We start from the raw sequence: 22,734 nt of genomic DNA, 5'->3' as shown, positions 1-22,734 counted from the left end.
TAACAAGAGGTGTGTTGTCCAGGCGTGGCGGGCGGGCTCCAATCGGGGGATTGGTGGATAGTGGTAGAGCCCGCCCGGCCAACCCGGACGACCCTGTTCCTCGCCAGGGTTGGGGATTTGCCGCCATCGGCAGGCAAATCCTGGGAAGCCCACGGGCATTCGGACCGCGCTGGTTCGTTTCCCGTTGCCCCGACAGCAGTCGGGGCTTTTTTTGCCCGCTCGCGGCGTATTACTGCACCACGACCGTCAGTGTGCCCCTGGCCGGCAACTGGATCGTCTGGGCATACGGCGCCGCCACATCCCGTTGTTCCAGCGCCGCCGCGCCATATGGCGCCAGCCGTACCGGCAATGCAGTCGGCATTACCCGCGTGCCGGAGAACAGGCGCCCGTCGATGCCGGGCAAAGCATAGCCCGCCTCGCTGCGCGCCGGATAGCCATAGCCGACCGGGGCGTCGGTCGCCAGCAGCGCCACGCTGGCCTGCCAGCGCCGGACCGATTCCGCCAGCCCGATCCCACCCACCTCGCCCAGCACCTGTTCGAACAACGCCTTGCTGTCGGTGTCCACCTGGCTGGCCGATAACCGTTGCAACAATGCCGGCCCGTACTGGCGCAGCAGGTAGCCCGCGTAGCTGCCCGCCACGTTGTAGCCATAGCAGGTGGCGTCGCGGCGCTCGTCGAATGCGGTCACGTCGCAGTTGTAGGCGCCGTGCTTCAGCCAGTTGGGCAGACGCATGTCGCGGGTGGCGTTGAAGCCGGGGGTCAGCCGCGCGGACAGCAGGTCTTCCGCCATCATTGCCGTCAGTTCTTCCAGCCAGGTGTCGAAGACATAATCGCCTGCCGCCGCCATGCCGACACCGCGCCGATAGAAATTGGCCATGTGGGTCAACTCGTGCGCCAGCGTGGAGACCACGTACCGCCGCCCGATGTCGCCGCCCAGGTAGAGCGTCTCGGTATCGAGGAAGATGGCCAGCGCTTCGTTCGACTGCGGCCGCACCTGCCTGAGCAGATTGTTGCGCGACCAGAAATAGCCGACACGCCCCCACGGCGCGCCATCGCGATCGATATTGAGTAGCACCACGTCCAGTGGTGCGTCGGCCGGCAGCAGGTGGGGATAGGGCTGCTCGCCCCACACCGGCCCGACCAGTCTGGTGACCAGTTCATACGCCGCATCGCCGCTGCCCGCCACCCTGGCAATCAGATTGTCCAGCATGGCGTCGGTCACACGACCGCCACCGGCTTCGCCGTCTTCCAGCCACAGATTGACCACCCGGCCATCGCCGGCGCGGGTCTGCCGAAGCAGCGTGGCGCGATGCGCGCTGTCTTCCTCATCGATCCAGTTGCGCATATCGCCTACCTGCCAGGCCAGTGCCGGCACGGCGGTACGTGGGGTACCGGCCACGCCAAAATCGTTGCGAAACGGATTGCGACTGGCCGTGCGCGCCGGGATGGCCTGGGGCACGTCAACCACTGCGGCCAGCGCCGCCGATTGGGCAGGCATGACCTGCGGTTGCGCGCTGCCATTGCCCAGCACCAGCGTCACGGTCCTGCCGCTGGTGCCCTCCAGCCGCAGCGAAGCCGGTGCAGCGACATCGCCCGTGTTGCGGTAAACCAGGATCGCCAGCCCATGGCCACCATACCCCGTGCCCGATGCATCGCAGCCCACGCCCGTGCATGCCACCTGGACCGAAGCAGCCGGCGCCTCCGGCACTTCGGGCGCGGCACTTCCCGCTTCGTCCCCGCCACCACCACCACAGGCGGCCAGCCATAACGACACCAACAGCGCACCACGGCGGGCGCCCAACTTGAACAAACCAGCATCCATCGGATCATTCCTTACGAATAAAAACAGCAAATCAATCGTAAAAACAGAAGTGATCCTCGCTTTACGGCTTCATCTGTGTGAAGCGCGGCCGTGGAATGTAAGCAAGCTATCGAAAAACCGCCAGAGGCGGCGGAAATAAAACATTGAAAAGTAAGGGAAAAGCACCACCACCCGTCGCCCTGAGTGCATCGGAAAGCAATATTTCAGCCAACGCCCGGCAACGACATCGGCATATCTTTCGACAAAGCCCCCTCCCACGCGTGCCTGCAGCACACCGGGGATAGGGCACGCCATGCTATAACAGAGGCCGGTTTCCGCCTGCCTACCCCCATGTCGCAACAACGCCGCTTTTTCGCGCTTTTCATCCTGATCTTTCTGCTGGTCCTGCTGGACTACGGGGGGCTGGACCTGAGCCGCTCGCTGGATGACCGGGCCGGCGATGCGCTGATGCGGCAGCATGTCGCCACGCGTACGGCATCGCCGGACATCGTCGTGATCGACATCGACCAGAAAAGCCTGGAACAGCTCAACGAGGTGGCGGGCAGTTGGCCGTGGCCGCGCGCCATCCATGCCGAAATGATCGACATCCTGGCGGCGCAGCATCCGCGCGCCATCGTTTTCGACATCCTGTTCAACGAACCGGACACCTTCCGCCCCGATAGCGACGCGCTGTTGCGCGATACTGCGCTGGCGCACGACAGCCTGTACTTCCCCTACGTGCTGCTGGGAGACGGCCAGCCCACACGCTTCGCCAGCCTGCCCGCCGAAACAGGCATCGTTGCGCGGCCGGGCGCCCCCGCCTCTGCCGGCGCACCGCTGCTGCTGCCCAGCGTGCTGCCGCCCAAGGCCTGGCGCGGTGGCCTGATCAATTTCGACGCCGACCACGATGGCATCGGTCGGCATTACCTGGTGGACAGCGTGGTGAACGGCTGGATGATCCCGTCCATGCCCGCGCGCGTGGCGCGCGACCTGGGCTGGGCGGTACCGACCATGAGCCGGCTGCGCCTGAACTGGACACCGCTGCACCAGCACGTATCGTTCGGCGATCTGTACCTGGATGCCAACCGCGAGCAGCCGCAGCGGCCGCGCGATGAGTTTGCCGGCAAGATCGTGGTGATCGGCACGGCGGCGCCGGGGTTGATGGACCTGCGGCCCACGCCGCTGTCGCAGACCTATCCCGGCGTGGAGATCCTGGCCAGCGCGCTCGACAATCTGCAAAAGGGCAACTGGCTGACCGGCCCCGATCGCCTGTATTTCGCCCCGCTGGCGCTGTTGCTGTGCGCGCTGCTGTGGCTGGGCTTCGCGCGCGGCGTGAATACGCTCTGGCTCGGCGTGGGCCTGGCGCTCGCCACACTGGCCGCGTTCGCCGCGATGTGGCTGGCGCTGGACATCAATCGCTACTGGTCGCTGACCGGCGCCATCGGCTGGGCCTGGACCTACTTCTGGCTGGCGGCGCTGCTCGCCTACCTGGGCGAGCGCGCGCGGCGCGAGCAGGCAGTGCAACTGTTCGGGCGCTTCCTCGACAAACGCGTGGTGCGCGACCTCGTGGAAAGCGGCCAGATCGATTCGCGCAGCGGCGCGTCCAGCCGGCAGGTGAGCGTGCTGTTCTCGGATATCCGCGGTTTCACCTCGCTATCCGAAACCCGGCCGCCCGAAGAGATCGTCAACCTGCTGAACCGCTACTTCTCCCGACAAGTGGAAGTCATCTTTCGTCACGGTGGCACGTTGGACAAGTTCATCGGCGACGCCATCATGGCGTTCTGGGGTGCACCGGTGGACGACCCGCACCATGCGGAACACGCCGTGGCGGCGGCACTGGAAATGTCGCGCGAACTGGAAGCCTTCAAACGGGAACTGGCCGAGCAGGGTGTGGATTTCGACATCGGCATCGGCATACACAGCGGGCCGGCAGTGGTGGGGTTCATCGGTGCCCAGGCCCGGCTCGATTACACTGCCATCGGCGATACGGTCAATCTGGCCAGCCGCATCGAGGGCGAGACCAAGGGGGTGGCGCGGGTACTGGTTTCCGAGGCCACGCGCGACGCCTGCGACGGACGCTTTGGCTTCGTCGAGCGCGGTCTGCATCACGTGAAAGGGCGCGGCCAGCCTGTCCGGCTGTTCGAGCCGCACGCCATCGATTCAAACGAGAAGGACACATCGGCATGAAACGACTTCCAATCGCAGCAGCCCTGGCAGCACTGCTGCTGGCCGGCGCCGCGCTGGCCGAAAGCGGCACGGTGATCCGCGCCACGCCGCTCAAGCAACAACCCTTCCTGGACGCCGGCACCGTGGCCCAGCTTCCCGCCAGCAGCGTGATCGACATCGTCGCCCGCAAAGGCGCCTGGATGCAGGTGAAGACCCGCGATAACCGCACCGGCTGGGTCAAGCTGCTCAATGTACGCACCGGCGGCGCCAGCGGCGGCGGCGGGCTGGGTACCGTCGGCCGGGTGCTTTCCACCGGCTCGTCCGGCACCACCGTCACCACCGGGGTGAAAGGGCTGTCCGCCGAACAGATCGAGAACGCCAAACCCAACTACGCCGAACTGGACAAGATGAACCAATATCGCGCCAGCACGCAAAGCGCCGCCGCCAACGCGCGCAGCGCAGGCCTGAAGGCCGAGAGCGTGAACAATATCGCCTACCCGCGCGGCAACAGCGGCGGGCAGACCAACGATCCACAATCGCAACGGCGGGGGGGCTGAGCCATGTTCCAGGCAAACCGACTGCTGTGCGCGCTGGCACTGGCCATCGCCCTGCCCGCCCAGGCGCTGGACCTGGGCAAGATCGTCGACAAGCTCAACGAAAACCCGGATCTGGTGAATGCCGTGGGTGGCGTGATCCAGAACACGGTGGATGCCAACCGCACCATCGGGCCCAAGGAAGAAGCCACCATCGGCGACGGCCTGGCCGCCAACCTGCTGGGCGCCGCACCGCTGGTGAACGACGCGGGCCTGCAACGTTACGTGAACCAGGTGGGCCAGTGGCTGGCCAGCCGCTCCGACGCACCCAGCCTGAACTGGCGCTTCGGCGTGATCGATTCGCCCAACGTCAACAGCTTCGCCACGCCCGGCGGCGTGATCCTGCTCACGCGCGGCCTGTATCTGGAGCTGCGCAACGAAGGCGAGCTCGCCGGCGTGCTGGCGCACGAGATCAACCACGTGGTGTTGCATCACCAGATCCGCGCCATCCAGTCCGGCAAGGGCCGCGAAGCGCTGGGCAGCGCCTTGCAGGGCTTCACCAGCTACAAGCAGGGCAACGCGCGCCAACTGGGCGCCAACGCGATCTCCGGCATGTCCGAGGTGTTCGTACGCGGCCTGGACAAGGACGACGAATACGAAGCCGACGTACGCGGCATGGTGCTGGCGGCCCGCGCCGGCTACAACCCGTATTCGCTGGTATCGGTGTTGCAGACGCTGGGCGAGATCAACCCGTCCGACAGCACGGTGAAACTGATGTTCAGCACCCACCCGACCCCGGGTGAGCGACTGAACAAAATCGACCAGGTGGTCGGCGACAAGCTGGAACGCTACGCCGACGGCGTGGAAGACACCAAGCGCTTCTACCGCCTGAGGAAGTAGGGACTAGACGTGTGAGGGGTAAGGCGTGAGGAGTGAGGGGTAGCTTCAAAAGCAACGGCGCGGCAGTGGTAGCGCTTGCGCCCTCACCCCTCACCCCTCACCCCTCACCCCTCACCCCTCACCCCTCACCCCTCACCCCTCACTCCTCACTCCTCACTCCCATATAATCACGGGCAATCACGCGCCCCACCGGGCGCGCAACCGGGAGCCCGCATGCAACCGTATTCCATCCGCCGCGAACGACTCGCCGCGCGCCTCGCGCCGGGCGTGGTCATCCTGCCCACCGCGCCCGAAGTGGCGCGCAACGCCGATACCACCTACCCCTACCGCTACGACTCCAGCTTTCATTACCTCACCGGTTTTCCAGAGCCGGAAGCCGTCCTGGTGATGGTGATCGGCGAAGACGGAACCCAGCAATCCACCCTGTTCTGCCGCGACAAGAACCTGGAACGCGAAATCTGGGACGGCTATCGCTTCGGCCCCGATGCCGCCGCCGAACGTTTCGGCTTCGCCCAGGCCCACGCCTATGAAGCGCTGGACAGCGAAATCGTCACGCTGCTGGCCAACCAGCCGCGCATCCATACCGCGTTCGGCGCCGACGCAGCCTGGGACCAGCGGGTTGCCGGCTGGCTGAACGCAGTCCGAGCCCAGGGCCGCGCCGGAGTCACCGCGCCGCGCGAAATCATCGACGTGCGCGGCAGCATCGACGAAATGCGACTGTTCAAGGACGAACACGAGCTGGACCTGATGCGCGAGGCCGGGCGCATCAATGTCGGCGCGCACATCCGCGCCATGCGCACCGCACGCCCCGGCATGGCCGAATACGCGGTGGAGGCCGAACTGCTGCACGAGTTCTATCGTCACGGCAGCCGCTTTCCGGCCTACGGCAGCATCGTCGCCAGCGGCCCGAACGCCTGCGTGTTGCACTACGTGGAAAACGATCGCGTCATGCAGGACGGCGACCTGCTGCTGATCGATGCCGGCTGTGAATACCAGGGCTACGCCAGCGACATCACCCGCACCTTTCCGGTGAATGGCAAGTTCAGTGGTCCACAAAGGGACATCTACGAACTGGTGCTGGATTCCCACCGCGCGGCCATGGATTACGCGCGACCGGGCGAGGAATGGAACGCCATGCACGACGCGGCGGTGAAGGTGCTGGCGCAAGGGCTGATCGATCTCAAGCTGCTGTCCGGCTCGCTCGATGGCGTGCTGGAAGAAGGCAGCTATCGCCAGTTCTATATGCACCGCACCGGCCACTGGCTGGGGCTGGACGTGCACGACGCGGGCGCCTACAAACTGGACGGCGCATGGCGGCCGCTGGAGCCCGGCATGGTGTTCACCGTGGAGCCGGGGCTTTACATCCGCCCGGCCGACAATGTGCCGGCCGAATTCGCCAACATCGGCGTGCGCATCGAGGACGACGTGGCGATCACCGCCACCGGCCACGAGGTGCTGACCGAGGCCTGCCCGCGCACAGTGGCCGGGATCGAAGCGTTGATGGCCGAGTCGCGATGACGCGCCGATCCATCGCGGCCCACAAGTGACCCGCCCGTTGCGAACAGACGAACCCATGACCGGCGTAGATCGCGCCTTGAACCGGATGCTTCCATGCTGATTTCCAGCCTACCCGCCCACGTCGATATCGCCATCGTCGGTGGCGGCCCCGTCGGCGCGCTGCTGGCTTTGCGACTGGCGCAGGCCGGGCACCACGCGCTGGTGCTCGAGGCCCGCCGCGAGACCTCCGCCGACCCCCGCGCGCTGGCGCTGTCCTACGCCAGCCGCGAAGCACTGGAACGCGTCGGCCTGTGGGACGACCATGCGCTGGCGGCCACCGCCATCGCCAAGGTACACGTCTCGCAGGCCGGCAGCATCGGCCGTGCCGAACTCGACGCCACCGAGCTGGCGTTGCCTGCGCTGGGCTATGTGGTCGGCTACGACCGGCTGGCAAAGCTGGCGCTGGACCGCCTGGCCGACAGCGATGCCCAGGTGGCGCTGGGCAGCCCGGTCACCGCGATCCGGCGGCTGGCGCGGTTCGCCGAGCTGGAAGTCGCCGGCCCCGACGGCCCGCGTATGCTGACCTGCCGGCTGGTGATACTGGCTGATGGCGGCAAGCTGGTCGGCACGCTCGGCGATGTGGTCCAGACCGTCAAACCGTATCGTCAGCACGCGGTGCTGGCGACGCTCACCCCGAACCGGCCACACCACAACATCGCCTACGAGCGCTTTGCCGACGATGGCCCCTTGGCGCTACTGCCGCGTGGCGACGACTTCACGCTGGTGTGGACACAGTCGCCGGAGCAGGCCGAGGCGCGGCTGGCGTTGCCGGATGACGAATTCCTGGCGGAAGTGGGCACGCGCTTCGCCGGGCGCGTGGCGGGTTTTTCCGCTGTCGGCGCACGTGCCAGCTTTCCGCTGGCGCTCAAGACGCTCGACAAAGTGGTGGGCCGCCGCCTGGCGTTGATCGGCAACGCCGCGCAGACGTTGCACCCGGTAGCGGGCCAGGGGCTGAACCTGGGGTTGCGCGACGCCGCGACGCTGGCGGACGTGCTGGGCGCCGTACCCGCCGCGCGGCTGGGCGAAGAAGAAACGCTGGCGCGCTATGCGCGGCTGCGGCGCAAGGATGCCGGCCTCGTCACCGCGTTCACCGACAGCCTGATCAGCATCTTCGATTCGCCCAACCCCATCCTCAAGCATGCACGCAGCCTGGCGTTGCTTGGGCTGGATCAGGCCGGGCCGCTGCGGCGCGGCTTCGCCCAGCGCATGGTCTACGGCGCGCGCTGAGCTTCTCCGGTTTGGAGAGGCGCGGCGCGTTGCAATTCGACCGCCACCAGCTTGGCCAGATCGGCCAGCATCTCCAGTTCGAACGATTGCAGGCGACGCGGTTGGCAATCGATCAGGCATAACGTACCGACCGCCGCGCCCGTGCCCACCTTCAGTGGCGCGCCCGCATAGAAGCGCACCCCGGGTGCGCCGGTCACATATGGGTTGTCGAAGAAGCGCTGGTCGTCCAACGCGTCCTCCACCACCATCACGTCGTCCTGCAAGATGGCATGCCCGCAGAACGAGACCTCGCGCGGGGTTTCACCCATCGGCACGCCACAGGCGGATTTGAACCATTGCCGCCGGCTATCCACCAGCGTGACCAAAGCGATCGGCACGCGGAAAAACGTGGCTGCCACACGGGTCAGGTTATCGAAACGGGTCTCCGCAGGGGTATCGAGCATCAGCAGACTGTGCAACACCTGAATACGTTCTGCTTCGTTCTGCGGCATGGGCGGCGCTTGCATGGGATCCCTCGCGATGGACAATGTTTCGGATGCCGGGTGATCACTTCGAGTGCCGGCATGCAGACAAAGGCTATCGCATCGGGTGAAATCCAGAGGGCCCAGGCTCGTCAATATCACCCCACATTGCCCAGCCGGTGGCGCCCGTGAGGCAAAGCCTCCCGCAATGGGCCCACATCCGGCAACCAGCCATGCGGCCTTCCCGTGCGGCGCCTGCCGCCCGCAAGCCCCCCCCCAACCCGACCTTCGCACGCGAACCCGGTCAGCTCAGTGCGGCGGATCCTTCAGCCGGGTGCGCGACACCCCGGCAACGATTCCGATCCCCAGCAGCACCACGCCACCGACGACGATCCATTGCAAGTTGAGGCCGGCGATATGGGCACCGTAGCCCAGGCCGAGAATCGCCAACACCACGCCAATCAGATACAGGCCAAACGAAGACATCGCACACCTCCGTACCAGGTTCGATGCCTTCAGTTAAAAGCCGATTCGCCCGCCGTGGCATGGGAGTATTGCCGCTGCCACCCCACGCCTGGTGGGTAAGACAGCGCATAAACGACACCTCAGGCGCGAATCGCGGGTCGGGTCAATCCCGTGCCAACCATGCGGCCAGCGTGTCGAACATCAGGTTCCAACCCGCTTCGGTGGCCTCGTTGAAATCGGGCGGCAGGCCGTGCTGGGTCACCGTCAGCACGCTTGCGCCGCCATCAGGTTCGATCTCGACGTCGATACGATCGTATGCCGGCGAGAACTGCGGCATGGCGAAGGTAAAGACAATGCGACGCGGCGGGGCGATTTCCAGGTATTCGCCGATGCCGGTATAAGCCACGCCCTCGCGTCGGTCGGTGATGCGCCATGCACCGCCCACGCGGGCGTCGATCTCAGTAATGTTGTGTTCGCTGATCGGCGAGGTGAACAGCCAGTGGCGCGCCACCTGCGGGTCGAGCCACGCCTCGAACACGCGCTGGGGTGAGGCATCCAACCGACGGACGATGCGGACAAAATTGGGTGTGCTCACGGGAGCGCTCCGAGTTCTGGATGAAAGTTGTCATTTCACCCTCTGAAAGCGCTGTCATTTGGACCGTTGGCACGGGAAAAGCCACCATCCGGCAGGATGCCGATTGCATCCTGCCTACCCCCATGACATGAATGCGCGCAGGTAGGGCCACCTTTCCTGGTGGTACTCGCCACGGGCAACCTGGCCATTTCAGACCAACGGCATGCATTGAGCATGCAAACGGTTTGGGCACAGGCTACTAGACCCATATGCGGTTGAAGAGAGTGTGGAACGCGAACGGCAACGCCTTATCGCGCCCCTGCGATATAGATCGCAGGGGCCGATGTGCTTTGCCGCGCCCCCACTCTCGCCGGCCGAGCCAGATAAAAGCAGGAGGAGAGTTGGAATGAATCGTCGTCTTTCGTTACCGGCGCTGAGCATCGTCGCCGCCATCGCGGCCTTTGCCGGCAACGCCCAGGCCGCATGTCGCGGCGCCTGGGCCGAGGGTAATACCTATCAGGCGGGTGATACCGTCACCTATGCCGGAGCCACCTATACCGCGCTGCTCACGCATACCGCCTATGCGGGCACCGGCTGGAATCCGAAAAGCACCACCACGCTGTGGCAGGCGGGCGGGCAATGCGGCAGTACACCGACCCCCACGCCCACACCGGTCCCTACCCCGGCGCCAACACCGCAACCCACCGCCGTCCCCACGCCCAAGCCGGCCACGCCGACGCCCGGATGCAGCAGCAGCGCCCCCGCCTGGGTCGCCGGCACCGCCTATACCGGCGGACAGCGCGTGACCTACAACGGCGTACTGTACGAGGCCAAGTGGTGGACGCAGGGCGACAACCCTGCCCAATCCGGCGAATGGGGCGTGTGGAAGGTGGTCAGCGGTGGCTGCGCTCCGACGCCCACCCCGGCCACGCCCACACCACCGCCGCAACCGACGCCCACTTCGAACATTCCGTCGCCGGCCGGCTGGCGCCTGGTGTGGAACGACGAGTTCAACAACAGTGCCATCGATACCACCAAGTGGAGCTTCGAAGTCAATGGTCAGGGCGGCGGCAACAACGAACTCCAGTACTACACCGCGCGCAACGAGAATGCGCGCATCGAAAACGGCAAGCTGGTGATCGAGGCGCGCCGCGAGAACTACACCGGCCCGGACGGCACCCGCCAATACACCTCGGCGCGCTTGCGCTCGCTGGGCAAGGGCGACTGGACCTACGGCCGCTTCGAAGCGCGGATGAAGCTGCCCTATGGTCAGGGTCTCTGGCCGGCGTTCTGGATGCTGCCCACCGATTGGGTCTACGGCGGCTGGGCGGCCAGCGGTGAGCTGGACATCATGGAAGCCATCAACCTGAAGGCCGCCGGCGGCAATGTGACCTACGGCTCGATCCATTACGGCGGCGTCTGGCCCAACAATACCCACAAGACCATTTCCACCGTGCCGGGCAGCAGCATGGCCGACAACTTCCACGACTACGCGGTGGAATGGGAACCGGGCGTGATCCGCTGGTATGTGGACGGACAGTATTTCGGCCAGCAGACCGACTGGTACAGCAGCGCCGGCGCCTATCCCGCGCCGTTCAACCAGCGCTTCCACCTGCTGCTGAACGTGGCGGTCGGCGGCAACTGGCCGGGCAACCCGGATGCCACCACATCGTTCCCGCAGCGGATGGAGGTGGACTGGGTGCGGGTATTCCAGCGCTGATTCCGGCAACGGTGCAGCAAAAAGCCCCGGGTCATGCCGGGGCTTTTTGCTGGGCGAGGTGATCCGCACAAAATGGCGAATCACCCCTTCGCTCGATCCGCCGCGCCGCCCTGGCGCATCTCGGCGATCCGCACGATCACGTAGGCGATCAACGCAAAGATAAAGAAAACCAGCAGCAACCAGGCGATACCTTGCAGTGCCTCGATCACGGTCCGGTACAGTTCGAGCACCCAGCGCTCCGTCGTCAACGAAACGACCCGCGCTTCCTTGTCCCAGCGCGCCGGCGTGATGTACTTCTCCAGTTCGTAAATGCGCACACCTGCCGAAACCCCGACGACCAGGATCGCGAACTTCAGGTATTTCAGCCAGGCGACGCTGATTTCATCGGCGATGATCCGTTTCAGGATGCTGTCGATGGGCTTGGAAAAGGCCAGCGCCACCAGCAACGAAACCACGGTTGCCACCACCAGCGTGACCAGCAGCAATGTCAGGAACATGCGGACAACCTTCCCGGATGATTTTCTTCAGGTAGCACCCATCGCTTTGGGGTAGCCATGGGGGCCCGTCTCGGCCAGCCTGGCATGAGTTCAGTCGGTGCCGTACCGGGGCGAGTGCGGGCCGTACAGGATGCGGCCCGGGGCGCCAGCCGACAGCATGCGCACGCTGGTGATGCCGGCATAGCCATAGGATGCGTCGCTCAGGTGGTTGGTCATTTGCTTGATCGCCGCCGATACGAGGATGCCCACCCAGCCACCGCCGGAGCTGCCGCTCGATTGCTCGCTGCTGGACGCACGACCGGCGCCAGCCCAGAGCGTTTCGCCGCTGCGCAGATCCACCAGCGTGGCCTTGGCGGCCACTTCGGTCACGCTGTCGACCACCACGTAGCTGGAACCGTACTTGGTCACGGTCACGTAGAGCACCGCATCCGCGCCGAAGATCTCGCGCAGTTTTTCCCTGTCCACCCCGTGGATATCGCTCGCGCTGTTCAGGCCGTTCTGCTTGAAGGTTTCGTCCACCAGCGCCACCGGCAGCACGTAGTAGCCCGCTTCGGCCAACGGGAGGGTCATCTGCGCCAACATGGCGTAGGTAGCGTTCACATCCGGCGATTCGTTCAGCGGCGGCAAGACCAGGATCGATGCCGGCCTGCTCTGCTTGAACGCTGTGTAGTCGGTGTTACCGGCCTTGGGAGCCGCGCAGCCGGTGACGAACAGCAGCACCGCGCAGCAGGCCAATATCTTGAACAGCTTTGCCATCGTCATTCCCCCAGCCTGGTCTGGTTTTTCTTCAGCAGGAAATCCATATAGGCCTGCGATTCGGGGAACAGCGCCTTTTCTGTCTGAAACTGCTGGACCGCCTGTTCTTCATTGCCGATGCTGGCATACAGCATGCCGAGGTGAGCGTGGAAGCCGGGCGGCGGCATGCTGCCCTTGGCGCGAATCTTCTGGAAGCTGGCTTCCAACGCGGCAATCTGCTCGGTGGGCGATTCGCCCTGGAAGTACTTGTAGACCTGCTGCTGGTAACCCTCCCACTGATAGAGCGTCTTGGGTTGCGCGGCGCAGCCGGCCAGTAGCGCAATGGCCAGCAACGGCAACACGGCCGGTACGGGTTTCTTTTTGTTGTTCATGACGATATCCATCATTGGGCTTTGCCGGGTTTCCAGGCACCGGACTCGATCGCTCCGACCAGATTGTTGACGGCTTCGCGCATGGCCAGGTCGAGCACCTTGCCGTTCAGCGTGGAGTCATAGCTCGCGGTGCCGCCAAAACCGACGATCTCGCGATTGGACAGACTGTATTCACCGGCCCCCTGGCTGGAGTACACCACCTCCGATGTGGAGATATCGACGATGTTGAGACTGACTTTGGCGTAGGCGACCTGCGATTTGCCGCGCCCCAGGATGCCGAATAACTGGGTATCGCCCACTTCCTTGCGACCGAACTCCGTGACATCTCCGGTCACGACGTAATCGGCCCCCTTGAGCTGCTGGGCCTGCTTCTTGATCCCGGCCTCCTGCCCGATCTCCTTCATGTTGTCGCGGTCGAGCACATTGAAGCGGTTGGTCTGCTGCAGATGGGTGATCAGGATGGTCTTGGCCTGGCCACCCAGGCGATCCACGCCATCGGAGAAAATGCCGCGCATATAGGTGGAGCGGTTGTCGAACTTGCCTACCGCAATGGGGGTGCGAACGCCGGTATAGGGCCGGCTGGCACTTTCTACCTTGGGCACTGCCAGCGTGGTCGAGCTTTCGGTCGCGCACCCCGCAAGCAGGAAGGCGCCCGCCAGCAGGAGCAGCATGGGCGTCGTGCGTATCTTCGTCATATCGATTCCTTGAACGTGACGACCGCCCGCGCCGCGTGGCAGCCTTCACTGGTGATTGATTCGCTCGACGCACCAATACACGTCATTTCGAACACAACCGATTATCCGCAAAAACAACCATTCATCCCTGACTACTGACAAATTGTACGCGGCAACTTTGGCAAAACCCCAACCTTCGCTTGCATGCAGGTCACAACACCGCCCCATCGGAACCCGGGTAATGATTGGAGTAAAGTCAGGCTGGCGGATGTTCCAGCAGCACCCATTCCTGAAAATGCAGGTCTTCGAACTGGTATTCGCCCCGTTCGACGTTCACCAGGATCTGCCGCTTCAGGTCCATCAACCGCGCCAGCGAGTTGTTCACCGCGTGCAACTGCGCCACGCCGATGCCCAGTGCGGCCCCGAACTCGCGCAGCGCGGGCTTGCCGGTGATGCCCTTGCGCCCGGCTGCCACGAACTGCAACACCAGCCGGTCCATCGGCAGCAGGCTGTCCCATATCGCGGCGAAGCCGTCGTCGGAAAACGTGCTTTCACGGGCGCGCTCCACGGCAACCTCCACGCCGGCAAACGGGTTGAGCAGGTAGGCATCGAGAAAACGGCGGAACACCTCGGGCGACGATTTGAGCGTGATGAACGCCTGTTGCGCCCGTTCGTCCGGCAAGGCCAGCTCGGGTCGCAGGATCGCGTTGGCGCGCTGCACCATGTGGCTGACGAACAGGTTGTCCAGCAATGGAAACGGCTCGACCGGCGCCCAGTTGTAGAATGGCTGGCTGGATTTGCCGAACATGCCGCGCAAGGTGTGTTCGCTGGAGCCGGTGAAGATCACCTTCACCTTGTCCTTGCGCACGTCCAGGCCGCCGCGTAGCGCACTGGCCACGCCCAGGTGCTCGGCACTCGCCAGGACCTGCGCCTCGTCGATCATCAGCAGGATGGGGTGGCCATGCGCATCGATGCGCTGCCAGACCTGCGCCAGGGTGGGGTCGGCATCCGGATCGTCCAGCCGCGCATCGACGCCCGCCCCCAGCACCGTCAGCTTCACACCACGGACCTGCGGCCCCTTTCCAACCAGCCGGGCCAGCGGATTGCGCCGCGCGGCCAGTTGCTGGGCCACGGCCTCGGCGATACCAGCCAGCGGCGCCGTCCGGCACTCCCACAGATTGACGTAGACGCAGGTAAAACCGGCCTGCTCCGACTGTGGCAGCAAGTCCTTGAGCAGAAACTCGGTCTTGCCCATGCGGCGACGGGCAAATAGCGCACGCGCGCTGCTCAGCCCGGCCTGGAAGGCATCGATGTAACGCTGCGCCAGATCGTGGCGGGCAAAGTGCCAGGCATCGAAGGAAGTCGCCATATCTAAAAATATCTACGTAATTTAGATATATCTATATTGCAAAGATAACCGTAGAAAAACAACTGATCCATTCGGCGCTAAGTCATCCATATTTGCGGCCCACCGCCAGGAACACGCGATGTGGCACGCGCATCGGCTCTTCCGGAAAGCGATTGCGCAGCAACTCGGCCAGCTCGGCGTCGAAGCGGGTCACCGCGTGCGGCGGCAGGCTGGCCGCCACGCCCGCGCTGGCGCGGATGCGTCCGCGCCATGCTTCGTGGCTGTAGATGGCGGGCACGTCGAAGATGATGGCTTCCAGCCCCGTAAAGCCCGCCTGCGCCAGATCGGCGAAGTGCGCGCCATGAACCCCGCAACCGCCAGCGCCCTGCCAGGTCGGGTTGTGCTGGAGGATCAACCGCTCGGTGGCTTCCACCATATTGCCCGGCAGCGGCAACCAATCGTAATGCGCCAGTGCGAGCATGCCGCCGGGCCGCAGCAGCCGCCACGCCTCACGCGCGGCATCCACGCGCTGGAACCAGTGCCAGCACTGACCCGCGGTCACCACGTCGAAGGCGGCATCCGGCAAGCCGGTACGCTCCGCGACGCCCTGGCGATACTCGATGCGCACGCCCGCCTCGCCATCCAGCAGGCGTGCCTGCGCCAGCATGGCCTCGGCTGGGTCCAGCCCGGTGACCAGGCATCCCTGCCGCGCAAAACCGCGTGCCAGAGTGCCGGTGCCCGTTCCCATATCCAGCACCTGCTGCCCGGGCACGCCAACACCCAGCGCCGCAGCCCGAGCAAAGAAAGCGGCAGGAAAACCCGCGCGGTACTTGCCATAGTCGCTTGCAGTCTTGCCGAAATCGACTTCAGTCATCGCCACTCCCTTGCGTAAAAACATCTATCCGATTAAGCATTGACCTCAGTATCGCGTCAATGATGGCGCAACCAGCCCCTACATTTCTTTCGTGTAACCATCCAGGGAGCAACATTGCAATGAGCACGCCGGATCAACAAATCGATTACATCGAACTTCAGGTCACGGATATCGCCCGAACCAAGGCCTTCTACGCGGCAGCCTTCGGCTGGACCTTCACCGACTACGGCCCCGGCTACACGGAGTTCTTCGATGGCCGCCTCAAGGGTGGCTTCACCACCGAAGGCAGCCCCCGCCCCGGTGGCCCGCTGGTGGTACTGTACGCCGACGATCTCGAAGCCACGCTGGCGCGCGTGACCGCAGCGGGCGCGCGGATCGCCAAGCCGATCTTCAGCTTTCCAGGCGGGCGACGCTTCCAGTTCCTCGATCCCGACGGCTACGAACTGGCCGTGTGGTCCGCGTAACGCCAAACCCGGCGTCGCACCGCCCGCGGATCGACGCCCCCCTTCCGGTCACTGCCAGAACCATACGCCCATATCGCAGCGCGCCGGTCCCCACGCCCCGTCGAGACGCCGCCCCGGGAGTCCCCCATGGATCGAGTCGTCCCCCCAGCCAGCCGGATGCAGATCCGCGATATGGAGCTGAGGTTCTTTACCCAATTGCATGAGCTGACGCATCAGATCCAGCGCGGCAGCGACAATCCGCTCGGCAAACTCCAGGAGATCTACGCGCTGGCCGATCTGGTGGGCGAACTGACCACACCGGGCACGGCATGCAGCAAAGGCTGCTCGCGCTGTTGCCGTGTCGATCTGCCGATCACCACCATCGAAGCGCGGTACATCCGCAAGCACGTGGGAATCGTTCCCCGGACCGGTAGCTCAATCTCTTCGGGGCACACCGTGGCCCGGCGGCCATGCCCGTTTCTCGACGCGGCGGGGGCATGCTCGATCTACCCCTTCCGCCCCTTCGTCTGCCGCACGCTCCACGCACCGGGGCAACCGGCGTGCAACGACATCGCCACGCCCCACGCCAGGTATGGCAGCCGCAACAACTACATCCTGGAAAAGCTGTTCCACCTGCTGGACGTGATCAACAAGCGCAAGCCGATCCGCGACATCCGAGATTTCTTCCCTCTCACGACCGATCCCTTTCCTTGAGCGCCGTGAGGCGCGCCCGACGCGGGCACCTTGAAATTAACGATATCGTTAATTAATCTGCATTCATGTCGCACGCACCCGCCATCCGAACCCGTGGCCGTCCGCTCGCCACCGCCGAGCAGGACGTACGCGCCAGCTTGCTCGATGCCGCCCTCGTCCGTTTTGCCGAACGGGGTATCGCCGCCACCAGCATGGCGCAGATCGCCAAGCAGGCCGGGGTGACGCCGGCCATGGTCCATTACTACTTCAGCAATCGCGATCGCTTGCTCGACGCACTGGTCGAGGAACGCGTGGCGCCATTGATCGAACAGGTCTGGACCGCCACCGATGACGAGGTCGCCGATCCGCGCCTGCTGCTGCAAGGCGTGATCGCCCGGATGATCGCCGGCGTTGCCAGCCGGCCCTGGCTGCCGCCGCTGTGGATCGGCGAAATCCTCAACGAAAGCGGCCTGCTGCGGGCACGGCTGTTCGCCCGCTTGCCATTGCCGCGCCTGCGCGCGCTGGCCGAATCGCTTGGCGCATTGCAGGCACGAGGCGATCTGCATCCGGATATCAACCCGCAACTGGTGTTCGTCTCGGTGCTGGGTCTGGCGATGCTGCCATTCGCGGCCGCCGGCCAGCAGCGCCGCCTGCCGATCGGGCTGACGCTGGAACCGGATGCCGTCGCCCGCCACGCCACGGCACTGTTGTTGCACGGACTAAGGCCCGCCCCGCGATGAACAAGGAGTCCACCATGCCCGTTTCCCGCCTGTGCTGGTTGCCGCTGCTACTGCTGGCGGGTTGTTCGCGTGAGGCGCCGACAGCCTATCAGGGCTACGTCGAAGGCGAATTCGTTGCGCTCGCCGCCTCGCAAAGCGGGCGCCTGACGCAACTGGCGGTGAAACGCGGGCAACAGGTCAAGACCGGCGCAGCGGTGTTCGCGCTCGATACCGACAACGAAGTAGCGGCGCGACGCCAGCGCCAGCAACAACTGGCGGCAGCGCAGGCGCAACTGGATGACCTGCGCACCGGCAAGCGCCCGCAGGAAATCGAAGTGACCCAGGCACAACTGGCCGCCGCCGAAGCAGAGGCGCGCCGCGCGGCGCAACAGCGCCAGCGCGACGAAGCTCAGTTCCAGGCGGGCGGCGTGTCTCAGGCCCAACTGGAGCAAAGCCGCGCCGCCGACCTGGCCGCCGCCGCCAACGTGCTGCAATTGCGCCGCGAACTGGATGTCGCACGCCTGCCAGGCCGCGCCGCACAGATGCAGGCACAGGCGGCGCAGGTGGAGGCCGCGCGCGCCGCGCTGGCCCAGGCCGACTGGACACTGAACCAGAAAGCGCTGCATGCGCCGGCCGCGGCGCTGGTGTTCGATACGCTGTACCGCGAAGGCGAATGGGTGGCAGCCGGCAGCCCGGTGGTCCGGCTGTTACCGCCCGGCAACATCAAGGTGCGTTTCTTCGTGCCGCAGGCCGCGCTGGCCAGCCTGGCACCGGGACGTGAAGTCACGCTGGGCTGCGACGGCTGCACCGCGATCCCGGCACGCATCGACTACATCGCCACCGAGGCCGAATACACGCCGCCGGTGATCTACAGCAACGATACACGCGACAAGCTGGTGTTCATGGTGGAGGCACGCCCCGCGCCGGCACAGGCGGCGGGGCTGCATCCCGGCCAGCCGATGACGGTGACGCCACGATGAACGCGGACGCCGGCGAACTCGCCATCGACGTGCGCGGCCTGCACAAGCACTTCGGCGACAAACACGTGGTGAACGATGTATCGCTGCAAGTACGGCGCGGTGAGATCTTCGGCTTCCTCGGCCCCAACGGCAGCGGCAAGACCACCTCCATCCGCATGATGTGTGGCCTGCTCACGCCGGATGCCGGCAGCGGCACCTGCATGGGTTACGACATCGTGCGGCAAGCCGACGAGATCAAGCGCCATGTCGGCTACATGACGCAGAAGTTCTCGTACTGGGAAGACCTCACCATCCGCGAGAATCTCGACTTCGTCGCGCGCATCTACGAAATGCCCGAGCGCCGCGCGCTGGTGGATCGCACGCTGGAAGAACTGGGCCTCGCCAGCCGCGCCGAGCAGCTCACTGGCTCGCTGTCGGGTGGCTGGAAGCAACGACTTGCGCTGGCGGCCTGTCTGTTGCACCAGCCGAAGCTCTTGCTGCTGGATGAGCCGACCGCCGGCGTCGATCCCACCGCGCGGCGCGATTTCTGGGAAGAACTGCATACGCTGGCTGCGCGCGGCATCTCGGTGCTGGTGTCCACGCACTATATGGATGAGGCCGAGCGCTGCCACAAGCTGGCCTACATCGCCTACGGTCGCCTGCTGGCCCAGGGCACGGCGGCCGAGGTCATCGCCAGGCAGAATCTGTCCACCTGGACCATCGAGGGCGACGACCTGATGGCCCTGTCGCAACGACTGCGCGGCCAGCCGGGCGTGGACCAGACCGTGGCATTCGGCGCGGCCCTGCACGTCAGCGGCCGCGATGGCGCGCAACTGGAAACCACGCTACGCGACGCGGTGGCCGGCAGTTCGCTGCGGCTAGCGCCCGCCGACACCAGCCTGGAAGACGTCTTCATCTACATGATGGGACGCTCGGCCGACAACTTCGGAGCGCAGTCATGAAATGGCGCGGTTTCTCCGTGGCGCGCTGGTGGAGCGTGGTCCTCAAGGAGTTCCTGCAACTGCGGCGCGACCGCATCACCTTCGGCATGATCATCGGTCTGCCCATCGTCCAGCTCGCGCTGTTCGGCTTCGCGATCAACACCGATCCGAAGCACATGCCCACCGCCCTGGTCATTGCCGATCACAGCGAGTTCAGCCGTAGCTATGTGGCGGCGATGAAGAACTCCGAATATTTCGACATCATCGGCGAACTGCCGAGCGAAGAAGCAGGGCGCGCGGCGCTGGCGCGGGGCGAGGTGCAGTTCGTACTGAATGTACCGGCGGGCTTCACCCGCGACCTGTTGCGCGGCGACAAGCCGGCGCTGCTGGTCGAGGCCGACGCCACCGACCCGATGGCCACCGGCATGGCGTTGTCCGCCGTGGCGCAACTGGGGCAGTACGTGGCGCGACGCGATCTCACCGGCCCGCTGGCAACGCTGCGTGGTGGCGAGCCCCCCTTCGAAGTACGCGTGCATCGCCTGTACAACCCCGAGGGCAACGCACAGTTCAACACCGTACCCGGCCTGATGGGCGTGATCCTCACCATGACCATGGTGATGATGACCGGGCTGGCGATGACCCGCGAACGCGAGCGCGGCACCATGGAAAACCTGCTGGCCACCCCCGTGCGCCCGATCGAGGTCATGACCGGCAAGATCGTGCCCTACGTCGCCATCGGGCTGATCCAGGCCAGCATCATCCTGCTGGCGGCGTACTTCGTATTCCAGGTGCCGTTCGCCGGCAGTCTGATCGCCATCTACCTCGCCGCGCTGCTGTTCATCGCCGCCACGCTCACCGTGGGCATCACGCTGTCGTCGCTGGCGCAGAACCAGCTCCAGGCCATGCAGCTCACCATGTTCTATTTCCTGCCGAACATCCTGCTCTCGGGCTTCATGTTCCCGTTCCGGGGCATGCCCCAATGGGCGCAGTACATCGGCAACGTGCTGCCGTTGACGCATTTCAACCGGCTGATCCGGGGCATCCTGCTCAAAGGCAGCGGCTGGGCGGATCTCTGGCCCAGCATCTGGCCATTGCTGCTGTTCCCGGTGGTGGTGATGGGCATCGCGCTGCGCTTCTATCGGCGTACGCTCGATTAGGGGCTTGAGGTGAGGGCTTATGGTGCGCTTGTGGCGGCAAGCTCCCAGCCGGGGGCTCAAGAGTGGTGGTGTGCGGGGAACGTCTCGCGCTTGTTGGTTCCTGCTCCTCCGCCCTCGCCGTCGCGAGGGGGCCTCGCTTTGCTCGATGGTCATGGCGATGGCCAAGCCTGTGATGAAGCGCCCTTCTCAACGTTGCTGTCGCGAAGACGCCTGGCTTCGCCTGGAACGCCTCCGGCCAATGTTCCTGACCACTTCGCTGCGCGGGGTTTCCGGATGAGAGAAATGTTCATGCGATCACTGTCACCTGGCTATGGGGTGGCCCTTGCGGCTCTGCTGGCGGGGTGTGCGGTCGGGCCGGATTTCCGTTCGCCCGCGCCGCCCGCAACCGGGCGCTACACGGAAGCGTCGTTACCCGATGCCACGGGTGAGGCGGAGGGTGTGAGCCAGCGCTTCTTCCAGCAGCAGGCGCTGCCGCAGCAATGGTGGACGCTGTTCGGCTCGTCCCGGCTGGATGCGCTGGTAGCGCAGGCGCTGGCCGCCAGCCCCACGCTCGACGAAGCACAGGCGCGACTGGATCAGGCTGCCGCGGCCTATGCGGCGCAGGCCGGCACATTATGGCCACAGGTAGATGCCAACCTCGCCGCCACCCGCGAGAAAATCAATACCCCGGCGCCGGGTGATCCGCCGCTGCGCAACTTCGGGCCGTTCACGCTCTATCATGCGTCGATCGACGTCTCGTACACCCTGGACCTGTTCGGTGGCGAACGACGGGCGCTGGAATCGCTGGCGGCACGCACCGACTACCAGCGCTACCAGTTGGAAGCGGCTCGACTGGCGCTGGCGGGCAATGTCACGGTCAGCGTCATCCGTGAAGCAGCGCTGGCGGATCGTATCGCCCTCACCGAGGCGCTGCTGGCCGCACAACGCCAGCAACTGGACATCACCAGTCAACAGGAACGGCAAGGCGGCGTGTCGCGGCAGGATCTGCTCGGCCAGCGCACCCTGGTCATGCAGACCGAGGCATTGCTGCCACCGTTGCGGCAGCAACACGCCGCGTTGCGTCATCAACTGGCCGTCTACCTCGGGCACGCCCCCGGCGACGGGCTGCCACCGCTGCCACGCCTGGATGAACTGCGCCTGCCCACCCAACTGCCCTGGCGGGTTCCCGCCGAGCTGGCGCGCCGCCGTCCTGATATCCGGGCTGCCGAAGCGCTGCTGGCCGGCGCGACCGCCGAGGTGGGCGTCGCCACCGCCAACCTGTATCCACGCCTGACCCTCAGCGGCAGCCTCGGCACCGATCAACTGGAAAGCAGCCGCCTGCTGGAAAGCTTCAACGCCTGGAAACTGGGTGCCGGGTTGGTACAACCGTTGTTCCACGGCGGCGCGCTGCGCGCGCAAAAGCGCGGCGCCGAAGCCGCGCTACGCGCTGCGGAAGCGACCTATCGGCAAACCGTGCTCACAGGCCTGCAACAGGTGGCCGACGCGCTGCATGCCCTGCACATGGATGCATCCCTGCTGCACGCCCGCGCCAACGCCGCCGACGACGCGGTGGCATACCGCGACATCGCCACCCGGCGACTGGCGCTGGGCGGCATCAGCCGGCTGTCGGTGCTGGACGCGGAACGTCAAACATTGCAAACCGCGCTGGACGCGCAAGCGGCGCGCGCGGATCGTTACGCCGACACCGCGGCACTGCTGCAAGCGCTGGGTGGCGGCTGGATCGATACCGATATCGCACCAGCCGCGAGTGCTGCTCGGTGATGCCAAGCAAGGGCCATTGCCAGCATTGGCGCGGCATGCGGAGCAACCCGACCGACGCATTACCGGTCTCGCGACTACAAATCGCTCCGTGACACGGCGATAAATGCCACCTATCACATAAGCAGCGGCACCCATCG

General features: G+C 65.3%; 23 protein-coding genes. 13 read left to right on the top strand and 10 right to left on the bottom strand.

Annotated features, from left to right (window positions below; all coding sequences use genetic code 11):
* Positions 1-229: 229 nt before the first annotated feature.
* Positions 230-1,822, bottom strand: coding sequence for a M30 family zinc metallopeptidase (locus FAZ21_RS13195; RefSeq protein ID WP_136773905.1), 1,593 nt, complete (start codon positions 1,820-1,822; stop codon positions 230-232).
* Positions 1,823-2,152: 330 nt separating this feature from the next.
* Here FAZ21_RS13195 and FAZ21_RS13190 point away from each other — a divergent pair, with 330 nt between their 5' ends.
* The 5 genes from FAZ21_RS13190 (at position 2,153) to FAZ21_RS13170 (ending at position 8,184) form a co-directional block, all read left to right on the top strand.
* The gene (locus FAZ21_RS13190; RefSeq protein WP_136773904.1) at positions 2,153-3,988 is read left to right on the top strand and encodes an adenylate/guanylate cyclase domain-containing protein; all 1,836 of its coding nucleotides are present in this window, start codon (positions 2,153-2,155) and stop codon (positions 3,986-3,988) included.
* Positions 3,985-4,524 carry an SH3 domain-containing protein gene (locus FAZ21_RS13185; RefSeq protein WP_136773903.1) on the top strand — a complete coding sequence of 180 codons (540 nt, stop codon included), beginning with the start codon at positions 3,985-3,987 and terminating at the stop codon, positions 4,522-4,524. Before FAZ21_RS13190 ends, FAZ21_RS13185 begins: the two co-directional genes overlap by 4 nt.
* Positions 4,525-4,527: 3 nt before the next feature.
* Complete coding sequence (locus FAZ21_RS13180; protein WP_136773902.1) at positions 4,528-5,400, top strand: M48 family metalloprotease; 873 nt, start codon at positions 4,528-4,530, stop codon at positions 5,398-5,400.
* A gap of 213 nt (positions 5,401-5,613) precedes the next feature.
* Positions 5,614-6,918: a Xaa-Pro aminopeptidase gene (pepP, locus tag FAZ21_RS13175; RefSeq protein ID WP_136773901.1), complete on the top strand. Its 1,305-nt coding sequence runs from the start codon at positions 5,614-5,616 to the stop codon at positions 6,916-6,918.
* A gap of 93 nt (positions 6,919-7,011) precedes the next feature.
* Positions 7,012-8,184 (top strand): FAD-dependent monooxygenase, encoded by a 1,173-nt coding sequence (locus FAZ21_RS13170; RefSeq protein WP_246038637.1) that lies wholly within the window; start codon positions 7,012-7,014, stop codon positions 8,182-8,184.
* Here the strand turns inward: FAZ21_RS13170 and FAZ21_RS13165 are convergent.
* The 3 genes from FAZ21_RS13165 to FAZ21_RS13160 all read right to left on the bottom strand — a co-directional run bounded on the left by FAZ21_RS13165 (position 8,169) and on the right by FAZ21_RS13160 (position 9,705).
* Positions 8,169-8,690 (bottom strand): GAF domain-containing protein, encoded by a 522-nt coding sequence (locus tag FAZ21_RS13165; protein WP_246038635.1) that lies wholly within the window; start codon positions 8,688-8,690, stop codon positions 8,169-8,171. The genes FAZ21_RS13170 and FAZ21_RS13165 overlap by 16 nt on opposite strands.
* A 264-nt stretch (positions 8,691-8,954) precedes the next feature.
* Positions 8,955-9,131, bottom strand: a complete 177-nt coding sequence (locus FAZ21_RS20315; RefSeq protein ID WP_169307388.1) for a hypothetical protein — start codon at positions 9,129-9,131, stop codon at positions 8,955-8,957.
* 142 nt (positions 9,132-9,273) lie between these two features.
* Positions 9,274-9,705 carry an SRPBCC family protein gene (locus FAZ21_RS13160; protein WP_211243458.1) on the bottom strand — a complete coding sequence of 144 codons (432 nt, stop codon included), beginning with the start codon at positions 9,703-9,705 and terminating at the stop codon, positions 9,274-9,276.
* Positions 9,706-10,090: 385 nt separating this feature from the next.
* Here FAZ21_RS13160 and FAZ21_RS21170 point away from each other — a divergent pair, with 385 nt between their 5' ends.
* Positions 10,091-11,404 (top strand): carbohydrate-binding protein, encoded by a 1,314-nt coding sequence (locus FAZ21_RS21170; RefSeq protein WP_169307387.1) that lies wholly within the window; start codon positions 10,091-10,093, stop codon positions 11,402-11,404.
* A gap of 80 nt (positions 11,405-11,484) precedes the next feature.
* Here FAZ21_RS21170 and FAZ21_RS13150 read toward each other — a convergent pair whose 3' ends face one another.
* The 6 genes from FAZ21_RS13150 to FAZ21_RS13125 all read right to left on the bottom strand — a co-directional run bounded on the left by FAZ21_RS13150 (position 11,485) and on the right by FAZ21_RS13125 (position 15,924).
* Entirely contained in the window at positions 11,485-11,901 is a 417-nt protein-coding gene (locus FAZ21_RS13150; RefSeq protein WP_136773900.1) for a hypothetical protein, read from the bottom strand.
* A 90-nt stretch (positions 11,902-11,991) separates the two neighbouring features.
* Positions 11,992-12,657: a DUF799 domain-containing protein gene (locus FAZ21_RS13145; RefSeq protein WP_136773899.1), complete on the bottom strand. Its 666-nt coding sequence runs from the start codon at positions 12,655-12,657 to the stop codon at positions 11,992-11,994.
* Positions 12,658-12,659: 2 nt separating this feature from the next.
* Positions 12,660-13,028: a DUF4810 domain-containing protein gene (locus FAZ21_RS13140; protein WP_136773898.1), complete on the bottom strand. Its 369-nt coding sequence runs from the start codon at positions 13,026-13,028 to the stop codon at positions 12,660-12,662.
* Between the two features lie 11 nt (positions 13,029-13,039).
* Positions 13,040-13,723 (bottom strand): CsgG/HfaB family protein, encoded by a 684-nt coding sequence (locus FAZ21_RS13135; RefSeq protein WP_136773897.1) that lies wholly within the window; start codon positions 13,721-13,723, stop codon positions 13,040-13,042.
* A 235-nt stretch (positions 13,724-13,958) separates the two neighbouring features.
* On the bottom strand, positions 13,959-15,071 hold the full coding sequence (locus FAZ21_RS13130; RefSeq protein WP_136773896.1) for an ATP-binding protein: 1,113 nt from the start codon (positions 15,069-15,071) through the stop codon (positions 13,959-13,961).
* An 82-nt stretch (positions 15,072-15,153) separates the two neighbouring features.
* Entirely contained in the window at positions 15,154-15,924 is a 771-nt protein-coding gene (locus FAZ21_RS13125) for a class I SAM-dependent methyltransferase (protein ID WP_136773895.1), read from the bottom strand.
* A 119-nt stretch (positions 15,925-16,043) separates the two neighbouring features.
* Between FAZ21_RS13125 and FAZ21_RS13120 the strand changes: the two genes are divergently transcribed.
* The 7 genes from FAZ21_RS13120 to FAZ21_RS13090 all read left to right on the top strand — a co-directional run bounded on the left by FAZ21_RS13120 (position 16,044) and on the right by FAZ21_RS13090 (position 22,597).
* The gene (locus tag FAZ21_RS13120) at positions 16,044-16,388 is read left to right on the top strand and encodes a VOC family protein (protein ID WP_136773894.1); all 345 of its coding nucleotides are present in this window, start codon (positions 16,044-16,046) and stop codon (positions 16,386-16,388) included.
* A 126-nt stretch (positions 16,389-16,514) separates the two neighbouring features.
* The gene (locus tag FAZ21_RS13115; protein ID WP_136773893.1) at positions 16,515-17,081 is read left to right on the top strand and encodes a YkgJ family cysteine cluster protein; all 567 of its coding nucleotides are present in this window, start codon (positions 16,515-16,517) and stop codon (positions 17,079-17,081) included.
* A 65-nt stretch (positions 17,082-17,146) separates the two neighbouring features.
* On the top strand, positions 17,147-17,800 hold the full coding sequence (locus tag FAZ21_RS13110) for a TetR/AcrR family transcriptional regulator (protein ID WP_136773892.1): 654 nt from the start codon (positions 17,147-17,149) through the stop codon (positions 17,798-17,800).
* 14 nt (positions 17,801-17,814) lie between these two features.
* A complete protein-coding gene (locus FAZ21_RS13105; RefSeq protein ID WP_136773891.1) occupies positions 17,815-18,759 on the top strand; it encodes an HlyD family secretion protein in 945 nt (314 codons plus the stop codon).
* On the top strand, positions 18,756-19,700 hold the full coding sequence (locus FAZ21_RS13100) for an ABC transporter ATP-binding protein (RefSeq protein WP_136773890.1): 945 nt from the start codon (positions 18,756-18,758) through the stop codon (positions 19,698-19,700). The genes FAZ21_RS13105 and FAZ21_RS13100 overlap by 4 nt, the downstream gene beginning before the upstream one ends.
* A complete protein-coding gene (locus tag FAZ21_RS13095; RefSeq protein ID WP_136773889.1) occupies positions 19,697-20,836 on the top strand; it encodes an ABC transporter permease in 1,140 nt (379 codons plus the stop codon). Before FAZ21_RS13100 ends, FAZ21_RS13095 begins: the two co-directional genes overlap by 4 nt.
* Positions 20,837-21,118: 282 nt before the next feature.
* Positions 21,119-22,597, top strand: a complete 1,479-nt coding sequence (locus FAZ21_RS13090) for an efflux transporter outer membrane subunit (RefSeq protein ID WP_211243456.1) — start codon at positions 21,119-21,121, stop codon at positions 22,595-22,597.
* The last annotated feature ends 137 nt before the right edge of the window (positions 22,598-22,734 follow it).

This window comes from Chitiniphilus eburneus, from assembly GCF_005048205.1.
In the GTDB taxonomy this organism is placed as follows: Bacteria; Pseudomonadota; Gammaproteobacteria; order Burkholderiales; family Chitinibacteraceae; genus Chitiniphilus; species Chitiniphilus eburneus.
The sequence above is the reverse complement of the archived record's forward strand: the minus strand, read 5'-3'. Positions and strand labels throughout refer to the sequence as shown.

Coding starts and splice junctions, on each gene's coding strand:
- FAZ21_RS13100 (WP_136773890.1), top strand. CDS start 18,756: ATGAACGCGGACGCCGGCGAACTCGCCATCGACGTGCGCGGCCTGCAC.
- FAZ21_RS21170 (WP_169307387.1), top strand. CDS start 10,091: ATGAATCGTCGTCTTTCGTTACCGGCGCTGAGCATCGTCGCCGCCATC.
- FAZ21_RS13090 (WP_211243456.1), top strand. CDS start 21,119: ATGTTCATGCGATCACTGTCACCTGGCTATGGGGTGGCCCTTGCGGCT.
- pepP (WP_136773901.1), top strand. CDS start 5,614: ATGCAACCGTATTCCATCCGCCGCGAACGACTCGCCGCGCGCCTCGCG.
- FAZ21_RS13130 (WP_136773896.1), bottom strand. CDS start 15,071: ATGGCGACTTCCTTCGATGCCTGGCACTTTGCCCGCCACGATCTGGCG.
- FAZ21_RS13195 (WP_136773905.1), bottom strand. CDS start 1,822: ATGGATGCTGGTTTGTTCAAGTTGGGCGCCCGCCGTGGTGCGCTGTTG.
- FAZ21_RS13135 (WP_136773897.1), bottom strand. CDS start 13,723: ATGACGAAGATACGCACGACGCCCATGCTGCTCCTGCTGGCGGGCGCC.
- FAZ21_RS13180 (WP_136773902.1), top strand. CDS start 4,528: ATGTTCCAGGCAAACCGACTGCTGTGCGCGCTGGCACTGGCCATCGCC.
- FAZ21_RS13150 (WP_136773900.1), bottom strand. CDS start 11,901: ATGTTCCTGACATTGCTGCTGGTCACGCTGGTGGTGGCAACCGTGGTT.
- FAZ21_RS13115 (WP_136773893.1), top strand. CDS start 16,515: ATGGATCGAGTCGTCCCCCCAGCCAGCCGGATGCAGATCCGCGATATG.
- FAZ21_RS13170 (WP_246038637.1), top strand. CDS start 7,012: ATGCTGATTTCCAGCCTACCCGCCCACGTCGATATCGCCATCGTCGGT.
- FAZ21_RS13190 (WP_136773904.1), top strand. CDS start 2,153: ATGTCGCAACAACGCCGCTTTTTCGCGCTTTTCATCCTGATCTTTCTG.
- FAZ21_RS13095 (WP_136773889.1), top strand. CDS start 19,697: ATGAAATGGCGCGGTTTCTCCGTGGCGCGCTGGTGGAGCGTGGTCCTC.
- FAZ21_RS13110 (WP_136773892.1), top strand. CDS start 17,147: ATGTCGCACGCACCCGCCATCCGAACCCGTGGCCGTCCGCTCGCCACC.
- FAZ21_RS20315 (WP_169307388.1), bottom strand. CDS start 9,131: ATGTCTTCGTTTGGCCTGTATCTGATTGGCGTGGTGTTGGCGATTCTC.
- FAZ21_RS13165 (WP_246038635.1), bottom strand. CDS start 8,690: ATGCAAGCGCCGCCCATGCCGCAGAACGAAGCAGAACGTATTCAGGTG.
- FAZ21_RS13105 (WP_136773891.1), top strand. CDS start 17,815: ATGCCCGTTTCCCGCCTGTGCTGGTTGCCGCTGCTACTGCTGGCGGGT.
- FAZ21_RS13120 (WP_136773894.1), top strand. CDS start 16,044: ATGAGCACGCCGGATCAACAAATCGATTACATCGAACTTCAGGTCACG.
- FAZ21_RS13140 (WP_136773898.1), bottom strand. CDS start 13,028: ATGAACAACAAAAAGAAACCCGTACCGGCCGTGTTGCCGTTGCTGGCC.
- FAZ21_RS13125 (WP_136773895.1), bottom strand. CDS start 15,924: ATGACTGAAGTCGATTTCGGCAAGACTGCAAGCGACTATGGCAAGTAC.
- FAZ21_RS13185 (WP_136773903.1), top strand. CDS start 3,985: ATGAAACGACTTCCAATCGCAGCAGCCCTGGCAGCACTGCTGCTGGCC.
- FAZ21_RS13145 (WP_136773899.1), bottom strand. CDS start 12,657: ATGGCAAAGCTGTTCAAGATATTGGCCTGCTGCGCGGTGCTGCTGTTC.